We start from the raw sequence: 15146 nt of genomic DNA on the forward strand, positions 1-15146 counted from the left end.
GATATTTTGCTTGAAATGTAAAAAGCGCACTCTTTTTAGAATGCGCTTCAATCTCTGATTATCCTAATGCCACATCTAAAATCATCATAATCGTGAATCCAAACATTAGACTCATCGAGGCTAGATCACTATTTCCTTTTTCTTGTGATCCAGGTATAACTTCTTCCGCTACAACAAAAATCATAGCACCAGCAGCAAAGCTAAGTGCATAAGGGAGTAACGGCTGTACAAAAGTGACAGCAAGAACCCCGATTATAGCAGCTATTGGCTCTACCATTCCGGAGAATTGACCATACATAAAGCTACGGCGTCTGGACATCCCATCTCTTCGAAGTGGAAGGGATACCGCAACTCCTTCTGGGAAGTTTTGTATTCCTATTCCAATTCCAAGTGCAATCGCTCCTGTTAATGATGCAGAATCAAAGCCGGCGGCTACTGCTCCGAAAGCAACTCCGATAGCGAGTCCTTCAGGTATATTGTGAAGCGTAATTGCTAATACGAGTAGTGTACTTCTACGTTTTTGTGAGTTATGAATCCCTTCCGCTTTGGAAGTTGGTGTATTGGGGTGTAAGTGGGGAAGAATCTTATCAATTCCCCACAGAAACATACCACCGAGCAAAAAGCCTACTGCAGCAGGTATCCAAGCTGGATACCCATTTCCTTCGGCCATATCCAACGCTGGAGAAAGTAGGGACCAGAAGCTTGCAGCAATCATTACACCGCCAGCGAATCCCAACATACCATCCAATAATTTTTGATTAAATCCTTTCGTTGCGAACACAATTGCTGCTCCGAGTGCTGTCATTCCCCAAGTAAATAACGTTACAATAAGTGCTTGCCATAATGGAGATAGTTCAAGGAATTCGTTCATAAGGTGTATCTCCCTTCCCATCAATCTTCCTATTTTTTATAAAGACGCAGTTTTAGCCTATGCAATTTATTAGAAAATGTTTCCTATAGGCAAATAGTTTATACCTAGTGAAATAATTGGTCAATTAATTGTACTTATGGTGCAAATAAAAAATCCCTTATGACAAAAATCATAAGGGATTTTTATTACCTATATCTAGCTACTCATTTCTGGTTCTGTTCTTTGTTTTGCTTCTTTCCTTGCAATTAGGAACTTTCGAATATTCAGCACGATGGTTTTTACCGTAGCATAGGTCGGAACAGCTAAAATCATTCCAAGCACACCGGCCAAATTACCCGCAGCGAGTAATAAGATAATAATTGTTGCTGGATGCGTGTCGAGACTTTTGCCTAGGATAAGAGGGGAAAGGAAATTCCCTTCTATTTGTTGTGCTACAACTAATATGATTAACACAAATAATGCTTTTGTCGGTGAATCAAACAATGCAACAATCACTGCTGGAGCACCACCGATTAGTGGTCCAATGTAAGGGATAATATTAGTAAAGGCAACGGTAACGGCTAATACAAATGCATATGGCAGATCGATAATGAGGTATCCGATTAAGGATAAAATTCCCACAAAGAGACCAACCGTAACTTGACCTTGAATATATGCAGAAAGCGTTCTGCTCGTTTCTTTTAAAATCGTAAGTCCTTCTTCTCTATAGGAATCAGGAATAAACTTAGCAACTGCGTTTGGAAATTTGTGACCATCCTTGAACATATAAAATAGAAGTAGTGGGACTGTTGCAATAATGATGGCGATATTGGTTACGATGCTCAGCACGTTTTGAAAGCTTCCAGTTATGATCTCGGGTAGCGTGTTTGCAAAATCGACGAGCTTTTGTTGAGCGTTCGCAATTAAGTCTTCCTGCTCATCCAGGAACTCTTGAAATGTTTCAGATTGAGATAAATTTTCAAAATAATCAAATGCACTTCTGGCGTAACCAGGTAAATCGTTCGCTAGTGCTGAAAACTGCTTGGTAATGGTTGGCACGAAGTTTCCGATTAAAAGAGCTATCAATCCAATAGACAGGAGGTATAGGACGATAATTGCCAACACCCGGGGGAGCTTTATCCGTTTTTGAATAAAATTAACAATTGGATTGAGTAATAAATATAAAAAGGTAGTAATTAGTATAGGGAAAAAGAGAGTAGTGATAAATATCCCTATAGGTTGAAATAAAAACGATAGCTTTGTCGCTACAAATAGAACCGTTAAAATTAGTAGAATTTGAATAGTCCAGTACTGAAATCTTTTTTTGTCCATTGACGATACCTCTTTTACAATTTATTCCGCTTGAGGTTGATTATATCAAACATGTTTAGGAACGAACAATAAAACTCCTGTTTCCTATCTATTAATAGAATAGAAAGGTGACTTATTAGCCACCTTTTTTCCCGCACAGGGACAATTAGTGGCTATAAAAACTTCGTCCCTCCAATGCTTCTATTCATGGACATTCTTTTTCAGATGTAGCATTTTTTGAACCCCTAGAAAAAACTTTTTCTTTTCTTCTTCCACCTACATGACATCGATAGAGAGTTCATTCCAAAATCCGGTTCCATCCTTTTTATAGTTATCAAGCTGGAGAGAGATTGACTTTTCTTTCCCAATAGCATTTCTAATTGAGTCCACTGCTTGCCAGTTGTCTATGATATCCAAATAGTCCAATCGATTCATATTTTTGTTAAGGGCTTGTTTTATTCCTATAAAAATTGTAAATTATCTTACAAACATATAGGTGATAGAGGGAAAGTAAGGTATTATAATTGTAAAGCTTTCGGAAAGTAGGGATAAAAGTGAAGAAGGTTGGATTGTTATTTGCGTGTCTTTCTATTGGAACGTACGCCTTTTCTAGAAGTGCAAAACTAAATAACAAGCGATATGTCCCTTTACCAGCAAGAAATGAATCGGTGAATCGTTGATCAGCATAAAGAGGACAAGCCCACACTCGTGGGCTTTTGTTATTTGCTTAATAGTTCAAATATGGTTAGCTCTGGAGGACAATTTATTCGGATGGGCAGATTGCTGAATCCGATGCCACGGTTGACGTATAATCGATTTCCTTCTTGACCAAAATCAGTAATCCAACCGGAAGCATGTACCTTTCCATCTTCTAAAACCGTATTATATAACCATGTTGACAGCAGAGGAATCTCTATTTGACTTCCGTGTGTATGTCCTGCTATAGCCAAAGGTGCTAGAAGCGAAGGAATGTCTTCATAAGCGTCTGGATTATGCATCACGACAATTCTAGGTAATGAATCGCTCATTTGATGTAATACTTTTTCAGGCTGTGCATTATTGGGCCAACTAGCACCGATTCCAGCTAAATATAAAGATTGAGGAGAAGGACGCCCAACTGTTACTCCGTCACTATCGTTTTGTAGAGCAATCGTCTCATTTTGAAGTACTCTTACACCGTTTTTCTCAAGCTCTTTCTTTAAGTCGTTCATAATGGAAGAATTCGGTATATCCTCAATGTTATCCATTCCATAATCATGATTACCTAGTACGGTAAATATAGGGATGTCGGATGATAAGAGTGGTTTGAGAACATCCATTACTGTTCTAATGGATCCATCCTCATTTATTTCTGGATGATATAGAAAATCTCCTAGTAATATGACAGCTCCAGGTTGAAGTTCTATCACTTTCTCTATAGATTTTTCAACTGTCTTCCTGTTCGCTAACCACATACCAATCTGAAAATCTCCTAATACTGCAATAGTTTCATGTTCCCAAACACTCGGTAATTCAGGAATGTATGCTTTTTGTTTTTCAACTTTTAAAAAGTAAGGCTCTGATAAGCCCCAAATAGTCAAAGTCACTATAGAAAAGACTAAAATCATACTTAGTCTTTTAAGATGTCGCTTCACTTATATCAAACTCCATTTACTTATTAGACTTTACATGGAATTTTTGAATAAAGAATGCTCGAACTGCTCGGAAAGGCTGAATGTGATATTGGGTCTGCCACTCGACCCATTCTAGCGCTATGATACATATCAACATCCAAACAGTACCAGCTAAATAACCCGCTATTACGTCACTCGGAAAGTGGGCACCCAAATAAATACGGCTAAATCCGATCAGAATGATTAGACAACTAGAGAAGAAGGATAAAATAGTTTTAAATTGCTTCGAAATACGACTTTTTAATAAAAAATAAATCATGAACCCATAAAATATTAGTGAGCCCATACTATGACCACTAGGGAAACTAAATCCAACCGCATCGATTTCGGGATTGATCGTAGGTCTGCCTCGTCCATAAAATTCTTTCAGAACACGAGTAATGATCCCACCACCAGCAATCGCAATTAAAAATGCCATTATTCCGAAATTATCTTTTCCTCTAAACCAAAGTAGGAGGATAACTATAATTGAACATGTAGTTAAAAACCAAACAGAGCCAAGCTCCGTTATGATCAGCATAATAAAGTCTAATACATCTGTTTCTATCGTTTTGAGTGCTTCGATTAAGACCGTATCAAATCTTCTAACTTCTTCCTCCAGTAATCCATCTCCTATTTCAACGAAAAGGTATGTGAATCCGCTAATTAATACTAGTCCAATAAGAACTATTATAAGAGGGAATCCAGTTTTTTTCATTTTTTCCTTAATCATGACATCACTCCCATAGTTGCTAATGGAAATAGTAATAGTATGGCTGTTTGCGATTTACGTATTCGGCAAATAAACCCAATTGGTTCCTAGGTTTTCACCTTCGTATTTTTTCCTTTTCTTATTTAAAAAAAGTATTAAAAAAATATTACACTTACATCACCCAAAAATAACTGGTACATAATATAACTCAGTTATACAGTTGAGGTGATGGGCGATGTCAACAGAGGAATTAAACCAAACATACATAGAAATTGCAGGTATTAAGCTATATTGTGAATATGCGTTAAGTGAGAAACCAACCGTTTTTCTTATTCATGGATTTGCGTCTTCGACTTATACGTTTCGTCGAATTATCCCTTTATTACGAGAACAGTTTTCTATTGTTGCAATCGACCTACCCGGCTTTGGGAAAAGTGAAAAATCAACGTCTTTCATTTACAGCTTTCAAAACTACGCAACTTTGATGATGAAATGTCTCGAAACATTTAATGTAACGAATGCCTATATCATAGCTCATTCGATGGGTGGACAAATTGCTTTAAATATGGCGTTAATGGACCCGAAAAAAATTAAAAAGTTAGTTTTATTATGTAGTTCCGGTTACTTAAAACGATCCCAAAGATTCTTAATCGCTAGCTCTTATTTACCTTTCTTTGAAAAAATAGTCTATTACTATGTTCGAAGAAAGGAAGTGAAAGATTATTTGAAAGATGTTTTTTATAACCAGACCTTAATTGATGAGGACATGATTACTGAATTCGGACGACCATTATTAGAAAAGGGCTTTTATAAATCATTAATTCGACTTATGCGCCATCGAGAAGGAGATCTACTCCCTCATCAATTACAGGACATAAAAATCCCTACCTTATTAATATGGGGAGAGGAGGATCGAGTAGTACCTGTTCAAGTTGGACAACGTTTAGTTCAAGATTTACCAGATGCCCAGCTCATCACCTACAAAAAGACGGGACACCTCATAACGGAAGAAAGACCGGAACCAATATTTGAAAACATTTTGACTCACATGAATCAACGGTCAGTATAAAAAAGTAATTTTAACGAATTTTTACGATAATTCAATGTTCTCTACACACTCCTTTGGTACACTCAAGCTAAATAAAAGCTAGCACCAAGAAATTAAGGGAGTGTGTAAATGCGAATTGCTATTTTTTCTGACACGTACGCACCTGAGATTAACGGAGTTGCTCGCACATTAAAACGTTATACGGATTATCTGGAGAAGCGGGGGATTGAATATCGTTTATTTGTCCCTAATGTAAGTACACCCGTTCCAACCGTCCCTCAAGTTCAACGGTTATCCAGTATTCCATTTTTACTGTACCCTGATTGCCGACTAGCATTACCGAATCCTCATATAAAGCATACGTTAGAACAATTCAAACCTACCTTAATCCACATTGCTACCCCAATTAACATTGGGTTATATGGACTCCACTACGGAAAAAAGAATGGAATTCCGATGGTTGCGTCCTACCACACGAATTTCGACGACTATCTAGAATATTATCATTTGTCCCTATTAAATAAGTTGTTATGGAAGTATATGCACTGGTTCCATCGTTCCTTTGATAAAGTATTTGTACCTTCAAAAAGTACAAAAGAGAAACTATTACAAAACCAAATTCATGACAACATTGAACTGTGGGGAAGAGGTGTTAACCATCAAATGTACACACCAAACAAGCGTTCAAGTGAAGTCGTGAAAGCGAAATATCAAATAAAAGAAAAGAACCTAATCCTTTATGTCGGTCGAATTGCTCCAGAAAAAGATATACATATCGTACTGGAGACCTTCTATTCCTTGCCAGAACATATTAGAAAAGATGCACACTTAATAATTGTGGGAGACGGGCCATTATTTGATACGTTGTCCGAGCAGCATCAAGAGCAAATCACGTGGACTGGATTTATGGAAGGAGAACAGTTGGCAGAAGTTTACGCATCTAGTGACGTATTCTTATTCCCATCGCCAACCGAAACATTTGGAAATGTGGTGTTAGAAGCCCTTTCCTCTGGATTACCTGTGATTGGTGCAAATGCTGGTGGAGTTCAACACTTAGTGAAGGAAGGGAAAACTGGCTTTCTATGTGAGCCTAAAAAAGTGAATCAATTTGCACGTCAAACTTCGATTCTATTGGAGAATTCGGACCTGCGTTCTGCATTTTCCTATTCAGCTCGAGCGTATGCAAAGACTATATCTTGGGATGAAATTTTTGATCAACTTTTGGAAAGCTTTAAAGATGTCCTATACAAAAAGAAAAGAATTTCTGCTTAAATTGCAATTATTGATTTTATAACTATTCATATAGAAATAGTTCACTTCATGAAGATGGGTGAACTATTTTTTTTAATTGTTATAATGAAGTGAAGAGAACGTATGTCATTTGCAGTATTAGGTAAGAAGAAGACATTCTTTTCACAACTGAAAGCAGGACTAGTTGAAGGGGAGCTTGTATGAAAAACTTAAAAAGTCAGTATGTAATAGGTGGACTGTTAATAGTAAACTTAATTTTGATCATCAGTATCGCTATTTTATTATTTAACAACTATTTTCTCAGTAAAGAACTAAATAATCTAACAGCTAAATGTTATGAAAATGGTGGTACCGTCAAAATGGAAATTCAGAGTTTATCGAAAGGGCAATATCATTTTGAATGTTTAAAAGATTAATAGTACCGAAACCCTTTAAACATTATTACCAAGTCTCTTAGTTTTCGATAAGAGGAATAGAGGTGGTAGACACGTAATTCAATGCGTTATTAGACGAACGAGTAGTTTAATTCAATAAAAAGTTATGATAAACTAAGCGTATAATACCTGGTGCTAAAACTACGTATAAATTAGAGATTTACTTTTCGTTTTACATAGGAGGACACGATGGAAGATTTAATGAAACTAAAGGGTAAAAATATTGTAGTAATGGGGGTTGCGAACGAACGTAGTCTTGCCTGGGGAGTAGCCAAGTCCCTATATAAGGTCGGTGCTAACCCGATTTTTACTTATAGACTAGATCGTTCATTTGCAAAATTAAATAAATTATTAAAAGAAGAACAAACCGCTTCTTCTCCGTTGATCGTTCAATGTGATGTCAACGATGATGAAAGTATAAAAAATGCCTTTCATGAAATTCATGAAAAAGTTGGAACCATTCACGGAGTTGTACATTCCGTTGCATTCGCAAATTCGGAAGACTTAAAAGGGGATTTTATCAATACTTCTAGATCCGGTTATGCGTTTGCGCAAGATACGAGTGCCTATTCATTAATAGCTGTAGCAAGAGAAGCAAAACCTTTTATGACAGAAGGTGGATCCATCGTTACCATGAGTTATCTTGGAGCAGAAAGGGCTGTTCCTGGTTATAATGTTATGGGCGTAGCGAAAGCCGCGCTAGAATCATCTGTCAAATATCTTGCAATGGATTTAGGGGAAGCAAACATACGTATAAATGCTATTTCCGCTGGAGCTATTCGCACACTTGCGGCCAAAGGTGTTGGTTCCTTTAATGAAATACTCCATAAAATAGAGGAAACGTCCCCTTTAAAGCGAAATGTAACTCAGGAGGAAGTGGGCGATATGACTGTTGCATTTCTTAGTCATTTGTCTAGAGGCGTTACAGGGGAAGTAGTGTATGTAGATTCAGGTTACAATATTATTGGGTAGGTTTAATTTTTTTCATAAATAAATTACAGAATGAGGCATTAATCTAAGAGGATTGATGCTTCTTTTGTTGAGACTGTTCTATTCTATCGTTGGGATTGATAAAGGATAAGTCAAGGATTTGTTCTATTTGGCTAATTGTTTGGATTTCCATGGTGGCAGGTTTAAAGACATCATTATCCATGTTAGGTTAGTGTTCCAATGGCTGACACCTTGCATAATCTAGTTCATGTGGAATGAGATAATTTGATATACTTACATAATCATGTTGGGAGAGTGTAAATATATGATACCTAAACTTGAAACAAAAAAATTGATATTAAGAGGATTCATTCCAGAAGATGCCCCTATTGTCGAAGAATTAGCAGGAGATAAAAGAGTTGCAGAAACCACTCTTACTATCCCACATCCATATCCGTCTGGGAGTGCAATAAATTGGATTAAAACTCATACTGAACGAGCTGAAAAACAAGAGAGCTTTATATTTGCCATTGAAGAAAAGAGTAAAAGAAAGCTAATAGGGACAGCCACTTTGCGTTTAGAAAATAGCCATAAAAGAGCAGAAATAGCTTATTGGATTGGATTTCCACATTGGGGAAATGGGTATGCAACTGAATCCATTGGAAAGGTAATAGACTTTGGTTTTACTTTTCTTGAATTAAATAGAATATGGGCAACCGTTATGAAGAAAAATATTGGTTCCAGGAGAGTTCTTATAAAAAATGGTTTTAACCACGAAGGCACTTTTTCGAAACATGATTTTAAGTGGGGAAACTTTGAAGATGTCGAATACTACGGCTTGTTAAAGGAAGTATATATGAAAAACTAATTATGCTAACGGGTGCTGATTGTTGAATAAGTCATTTGCTTCTTGTGCTAAAGTAGCGGTTTTCTTGAAGATGATTTGGTCATTTGATTATGATCATAAATAAAGTGAGGGATTTTAATGGGAATGTATTCTAAGGAGCAAGGTATAAAAATATTATGTCCTGCGGATTGTGAGAATTCACCCAAAAAAAAGGTGCTTAAGGAATTAATAATTGCGTTTTCTACAAAAAATTCTAATACTATATCTAAATATACTATGAAAGATATATGCTGGAATATAGTAAATGACCTTACTGTTCAAGGTAATGAAAAAGTGGCTGAGGTGCTGGAAAATAGAATTACTTCAAAAATAGTTCAAATTGAAATCCTAAATATTATTACTCATGGTAAGACAGCATCTGTCAATGGCACTATAATATTAGAAGATAATACTATTTACTCATTTTGTAACGTTTACACTTTTGTAAGTGCAGGGAAAAGCACCATAAAGGAAATAACCACGTATGCAATTAAAATGAACGGATAGTAAAAAGAAATAGTCGAAAAAATTACAATTGGAGGTCGTTATGACAGAAGATTTTTATTGTGATGAAGTATTAAGTGGTAAAACCCAAGTCAATATAGTGTTGGAAACAGAAAATGTCTTAGCCTATCATCATACAAGACCCTTTTGGCCAGTACATATTGTTGCAATACCGAAGAAGCATATTCCTTCTTTAATTAGATTGGAAGAAAGTGATAACGAATTACTATTAGAACTATTGGGAGTAATTAAAAAGGTTGCGAATATAGTTACCGAGGAAAATGGAGCATGTAGAGTTATTACCAACTTAGGGGAATATCAGGACTCCAAACATTTACATTGGCATATAGTCTCTGGAGAACAGTTGACATAGTTTTTATAGCAACGGGTGTGTTAATCTTAGAAGGGATTGCCGCTGTTTTTGTTGAACTTATTCAACTTTACGGGCAAATTATGTTTAAGAAGGACTATCATAATGATTAACGAAATATTTATTCTTAGTTGCTAAGAATTTAAGGAGGACGGCATTTGAATTCTGATTACTTCATTTTTGATTCAATGCCAGATACAGATGTTTTAGATGGAATTATAGAACTACATAAAGCTATTTTTGATACTTCTGATGATTTAATTAACAAAATGGCAAGCAAACCCAAATTGTTGGTGATTGCTGCGATGAATGGTACGAAAGTTATTGGATATAAGATTGGATACGAACTTGATAAAAATAAATTTTATAGTTGGTTAGGTGGGGTGGATACTTTTTACAGAAAACACGGTATTGCTTCTGAGTTAATGGATAGACAACATCAATATTTAAAGGAAATTGGATATAGTATTGTTCAAACAAAAACAATGAATAAATGGCGTAATATGTTAGTCTTGAATATAAAAAATGGGTTTGATGTCATTGATACTTATACTGACAAAAAAGGACGACATAAAATAATTCTTGAAAAGAAATTACTCTAATAAAAGAGGGCTAATATGGAACAAGGAAAGGTACTGATCAGGAGGATTAGTACCTTTCTTTGTTGAAGTAAGGAGGCAGTCTAACTCAATAGGCAAAATTGTTTTTGAAGAAACATTTAATGCTATCTTTCATATCTAAGTAAAGGAAGATGTTTGTAACAGAAGGAGATGAATATGGGAATAGGGACTGCAAAGCTTTCCAATTCCCCGTCCACTATCATTTACAGGATGGAGGAAAATCCTGGCTCTCCATATTCAAGTACAATTTGTAATGAGGATATTTTCCGTTGCGATGAAGATAGCGAAAAGGGAAAAACAAAAATGGTAAGGCTGATTAGCTTTTGATGAACAAAACTATGCAGGTAACCTGCATAGTTTTTATGTTACACAATATGATAAGCCAAATAGCCAAATGGTGCTAATTCTATGGTGACATCGTCTCCGAAGGTTTGTTCACTTTGACTGAACAGCTCTTTGCAGCTTTTGTTTGCTAATTTTGGTACTCTTACTTTATTTGATTTATGATCATTGTTTATGATGATAATAACTTTTTCTTCATCTGTTGTCTTTTCATAGACTAACGAATTTGGGCTGTTGTCATCATTTATGAATTGAAGCTTTCCGCGATTGCCAAAGGCAGGAATACTCTTTCTAAAGGAGATCAGCTGCTGAACAAAGGAGAATAACTGCTGATCTTGATTCGATGAATCCCAATCCATACACTTTCTACAGCCTGGGTCTTCACCACCAGTCATTCCAATCTCATCTCCATAATATATACAAGGTGTACCAATAAAGGATAATTGGAACAAGTATAGTAACCTGACCCTATCTTTGTTGTTGTCAGCTAGAGTCAGAATTCTTGGTGTATCATGGCTATCCAGTAAATTAAACGACACTTGGTTAACTGTTTCTGGATACATATGAAGGACGTTTGTGATGACATTTGAAAACTGTTTCGTATTTATTTTATTTTGTGCAAAGTAATCGATAGATGCATCCGTAAATGGATAATTCATTACCGCATCGAACTGATCTCCTTGTAACCAAGGGATAGAATCGTGCCAGATTTCTCCCAGTATATAGGTATCTGGTTTCACAGTTTTCACAGCATTTCTAAATTCCCTCCAAAAGGAATGGTCAACTTCGTTAGCTACATCTAATCGCCAGCCATCGATGTCGAATTCTTTGACCCAATATGTCGCAACCTTTAATAAATATGCTTTAACTTCTGGATTCTCTGTATTAAGCTTTGGCATGGAAGCAACGAATCCAAACGTATCATAATTAGGGATTCCTTCTGTTTTTAATGGAAATTCTCTCAAATGGAACCAGTCTTTGTATTTAGAATCGTGTTCCTTCTTTATTACATCTTGAAATGGTTCAAAGTAAAAACCGCTATGATTAAAGACAGCATCCAGCATCACGCGAATTCCTCGTTTATGACATTCCTTTACTAGTGTTCGGAATGTTTCCTTATCCCCAAATTGCGGATCAATTTCCATATAATCAATGGTGTCATATTTATGGTTAGAGTGAGCCTTGAAGATTGGGGTGAAATAAATTCCGTTAATCCCCAAATTTTCTAAGTAATCTAGGTGATCCATTACGCCTTGGAAATCCCCACCGAAAAACGAATCTTGGGTTGGATCCTGACTCGCCCAAGGAAGCACACCATGCGGGTCGTTTTCTTTATCCCCGTTAGCAAAACGTTCTGGGAATATTTGATACCACACAGTATCACGAACCCAGTCCGGTGCATCGAATACATCGATAGAATTTAAGAAAGGGAAACAAAAATGAAATTTCGTATCGTGAATCGGCGGGGTTTCAAAGAACCCTTTTTCGGTATAAGTTATTTTTTCCTTTCCATCATTAAGTTCAAAACAATATCTGAGTCTGCGTTGTGATGGTCGTAATTCACAGAACCAGTAATCAAATAGTTCATCGCTTCCAGATTTGTTCATTTCTAGTCTATTTGTCTGCCATTTCCCGTCGATCCAATGATAAGGATCACCCGAGATAAGTATAACTTCCTGTACATCATCTTTCTTTGTTCTCAAGCGAATGTGTAAGGTTTCTTGATCATACGCATAAGCATAATTGTTTTTTGGTCTGTGATAAACAGCTTCTTTAAACATGGTTGATTTCTCCTTTCCATTATAAAACCCCGATTTCGTCTAAGAAATCGGGGTTGTTTGTATAAACAAAAGCATTGCCCTTTAATTAAAAAGCATTTTTATTGCCAGTCTACTGAAATCGTACTTGTTCCAGAGGCTGGAGTACGATATACATGATTGATACCGCTTTCCCAAACGACATTACCAACACTATCCTTTTTAATAAATTTAAATTCAAGATTGGTATCAGCCGGTACACTAACATCATAGTACCAGTTTGGATATTTGTAAACTACTTGATTAAAGAATGGCCCAATAGCTTTATTTGGGTCCCAGTTTCCTAACTCGTGGACATTACCTACTAAATAAATATTCGATCCAAGTTCTGTGTTTGCATTATTAACGACAAAACGGACTGATACTTGCTCGTTCGTTAATACCTCAAAATTTGAAAATTTGTTACTTATGGCTCCATCAGCTGTTGTTAGGGTAACATCATATTTTCCAGCCATAACCTCAGGTACGGTGAATTGAACTTCTTTATCATTCCACGTGACAATCGTTGCACTTTCTGAGCCTAAATGGACTTGTCCTTCTGTTGCGCCAAAGCCTTCGCCATTTATCGTAATAGTGTGGCCAACCTGGCCCATTACAGGACCGACATGTCCTATTTGCGGAGTTGTTGATGTTTCTGTGTATTCCCAAACGGCTGCTTCTCTTGCTCCTAAGTTAAATGAACTTACAGATCCAGAACTGTTAACATGAATCTCATTCCCACCCAGTAGCTGACCTAATTGATCAGAATATGGTCCACCTGGTAGAGAGGTTTGTAGACCTGTAATCTCGTAATCTGTATAACCACGGTTGATCGCTGTAACTACTACATTGTTACCAAATTTACGTTCGTAAATATAGACATCTGAATTCACCCAACGTTCAGTTGTATTCCCATATGCAAGAGCTGGGTTTTGTTTTCTTAATGGGGCTAGTTTACTAATAATCTTATAGGCAGTAGTCGACTTATCAAAAGAGTACATCGGCTTTCGGTTTGTCGGATCCCCGCTACCTGTTAGATACTGTTCTGTTCCATAATAGATAGTAGGTACTCCACGCGATGTTAGTAAGACGGCTAAAGCCAAATCAGTTTGTCTAGTAGCATTTCCTTCTACAGAGAAACGGCCCATATCATGATTATCAATAAAGGTAACCTGGTCAATGACCTCATCATAAGCAGATGCTGTCGATTGAATCATATTATTAAAGCCATACCAATCATCTGTTCCATCACGCAAAACTTCTCTCAGCGTTTGTCCAAATCTAAAATCTAGTAAACTCATTCCGCTTTCATTAGCGAAGTAGTGGTTTTTACTATCTACTTCATTTGTACCTAGGAACCACTCTCCAAATGTAAATACAGGTCGATGGTTATAAATCTCATCCATTAAGGATTTTTGAAAACCCATTGGCATATGCTTTACTGCATCCACACGGATTCCATCGATCCCTTTATCGAGCCACAATTTGATTGATTCCTTTAGGTAATGGTTGATTACTTGATTATTCAAGTTATAATCAGTTAAGTCATACAAGTTTCTATAAATTGAGTCTTCAAAAGAAGAAAAGTCGGTACCACCATAGTGATGAAATAGGTTCAATGGATCGTTCGAATAGGAAGCAAGTAGGTTTCCATTGTCATAGATTGCACCATTTTCCACATAACCTGGCTTAGTTTCTAAAGCTGGTGATGAATGATTTGGGGTGAAATCAATGATTACCTTCATTCCATTCCTATGAGCAACATCGATCAGCTGATCAAAGTCAGAGAAATCCCCGAAATATGGGTTTGTCTTTTTATAATCTCTTGCCCAATACCCATGATAGGAAGCATAGCCATCTGTGTGTACAGCGTAAACATTTTCTACAGGTTGAGAAATCCAAAGAGCAGTAACGCCCATGTTGGTTAGATAGCCGTCCTGGATTTTCTTGATTATCCCTTGCCAATCTCCACCACAATATAACTGGAGGTTAGAACAATCTGCACTGTAGTTATCTCCTGTTGGGTTGTTGGTTGGATCCCCGTCATTAAAGCGGTCTGTCACGATTTGGTAAATCACATCAGTAGAATAATTGACGTCGTTATTAGGTCCAACTTCTGCATGTATGGTCGTCGGAACAATGACCAATGTTAAAAACAATACAAGTGAAATGGCTAATTTTACGAGTCTAATAGAATGCATTTCTCTTTCCCTCCTTATCAAATTGAATAGAAAATTTGCAACACATAATTACTGAAGAACTGTTATTTTTCCCTCCTTTCACACAAAAACAACCCCGATTTTGTAATAAAACCGGGGTTGTTTGTAGATACAAAAGCATTGCCCTTGAATTTTCTGTTATTCATGTTGTTAAACAAAATTTTAGTAGATTATTTGGAAATGTCAATAGATAATGTAATCGGATACATAAAAATATTGCG

The 15146-nt window shown here is 36.5% G+C and carries 14 protein-coding genes; 8 read left to right on the top strand and 6 right to left on the bottom strand.

The genetic code is table 11. From position 1 onward, the window contains the following. Window positions 1-58: 58 nt before the first annotated feature. From FN924_RS09325 to FN924_RS09340, 4 genes are all read right to left on the bottom strand, one after another. Window positions 59-871, bottom strand: a complete 813-nt coding sequence (locus tag FN924_RS09325; RefSeq protein ID WP_194709708.1) for a ZIP family metal transporter — start codon at window positions 869-871, stop codon at window positions 59-61. 195 nt (window positions 872-1066) lie between these two features. After that, window positions 1067-2182 (bottom strand): AI-2E family transporter, encoded by a 1116-nt coding sequence (locus tag FN924_RS09330; RefSeq protein WP_143893859.1) that lies wholly within the window; start codon window positions 2180-2182, stop codon window positions 1067-1069. Window positions 2183-2880: 698 nt separating this feature from the next. Continuing rightward, window positions 2881-3795, bottom strand: coding sequence for a metallophosphoesterase (locus FN924_RS09335; protein ID WP_143893861.1), 915 nt, complete (start codon window positions 3793-3795; stop codon window positions 2881-2883). A 16-nt stretch (window positions 3796-3811) separates the two neighbouring features. Then, window positions 3812-4546, bottom strand: a complete 735-nt coding sequence (locus FN924_RS09340; protein WP_143893863.1) for a phosphatase PAP2 family protein — start codon at window positions 4544-4546, stop codon at window positions 3812-3814. A gap of 214 nt (window positions 4547-4760) precedes the next feature. Here FN924_RS09340 and FN924_RS09345 point away from each other — a divergent pair, with 214 nt between their 5' ends. From FN924_RS09345 to FN924_RS09380, 8 genes are all read left to right on the top strand, one after another. Further along, a complete protein-coding gene (locus tag FN924_RS09345; protein WP_143893865.1) occupies window positions 4761-5594 on the top strand; it encodes an alpha/beta fold hydrolase in 834 nt (277 codons plus the stop codon). 108 nt (window positions 5595-5702) lie between these two features. Continuing rightward, complete coding sequence (locus FN924_RS09350; RefSeq protein ID WP_143893867.1) at window positions 5703-6845, top strand: glycosyltransferase family 4 protein; 1143 nt, start codon at window positions 5703-5705, stop codon at window positions 6843-6845. Between the two features lie 179 nt (window positions 6846-7024). Continuing rightward, complete coding sequence (locus FN924_RS09355; protein ID WP_143893869.1) at window positions 7025-7240, top strand: hypothetical protein; 216 nt, start codon at window positions 7025-7027, stop codon at window positions 7238-7240. A 207-nt stretch (window positions 7241-7447) separates the two neighbouring features. Further along, a complete protein-coding gene (gene fabI / locus FN924_RS09360) occupies window positions 7448-8230 on the top strand; it encodes an enoyl-ACP reductase FabI (protein ID WP_143893871.1) in 783 nt (260 codons plus the stop codon). 283 nt (window positions 8231-8513) lie between these two features. Beyond that, window positions 8514-9056, top strand: a complete 543-nt coding sequence (locus FN924_RS09365) for a GNAT family N-acetyltransferase (protein WP_228409630.1) — start codon at window positions 8514-8516, stop codon at window positions 9054-9056. Window positions 9057-9173: 117 nt separating this feature from the next. Further along, window positions 9174-9581 (top strand): hypothetical protein, encoded by a 408-nt coding sequence (locus tag FN924_RS09370; RefSeq protein WP_143893875.1) that lies wholly within the window; start codon window positions 9174-9176, stop codon window positions 9579-9581. A gap of 40 nt (window positions 9582-9621) precedes the next feature. Further along, the gene (locus tag FN924_RS09375) at window positions 9622-9951 is read left to right on the top strand and encodes an HIT domain-containing protein (protein WP_143893877.1); all 330 of its coding nucleotides are present in this window, start codon (window positions 9622-9624) and stop codon (window positions 9949-9951) included. A gap of 155 nt (window positions 9952-10106) precedes the next feature. After that, window positions 10107-10550 (top strand): GNAT family N-acetyltransferase, encoded by a 444-nt coding sequence (locus FN924_RS09380; protein WP_228409631.1) that lies wholly within the window; start codon window positions 10107-10109, stop codon window positions 10548-10550. A gap of 383 nt (window positions 10551-10933) precedes the next feature. Here FN924_RS09380 and FN924_RS09385 read toward each other — a convergent pair whose 3' ends face one another. Together FN924_RS09385 and FN924_RS09390 are read right to left on the bottom strand one after the other, a co-directional pair. Beyond that, a complete protein-coding gene (locus tag FN924_RS09385) occupies window positions 10934-12691 on the bottom strand; it encodes an alpha-glycosidase (protein WP_143893879.1) in 1758 nt (585 codons plus the stop codon). Between the two features lie 98 nt (window positions 12692-12789). Next, window positions 12790-14907 (bottom strand): alpha-amylase family glycosyl hydrolase, encoded by a 2118-nt coding sequence (locus tag FN924_RS09390; protein ID WP_143893881.1) that lies wholly within the window; start codon window positions 14905-14907, stop codon window positions 12790-12792. Between the last annotated feature and the right edge of the window lie 239 nt (window positions 14908-15146).

The sequence above is a fragment of the Radiobacillus deserti genome, from assembly GCF_007301515.1.
In the GTDB taxonomy this organism is placed as follows: domain Bacteria; phylum Bacillota; class Bacilli; order Bacillales; family Amphibacillaceae; genus Radiobacillus; species Radiobacillus deserti.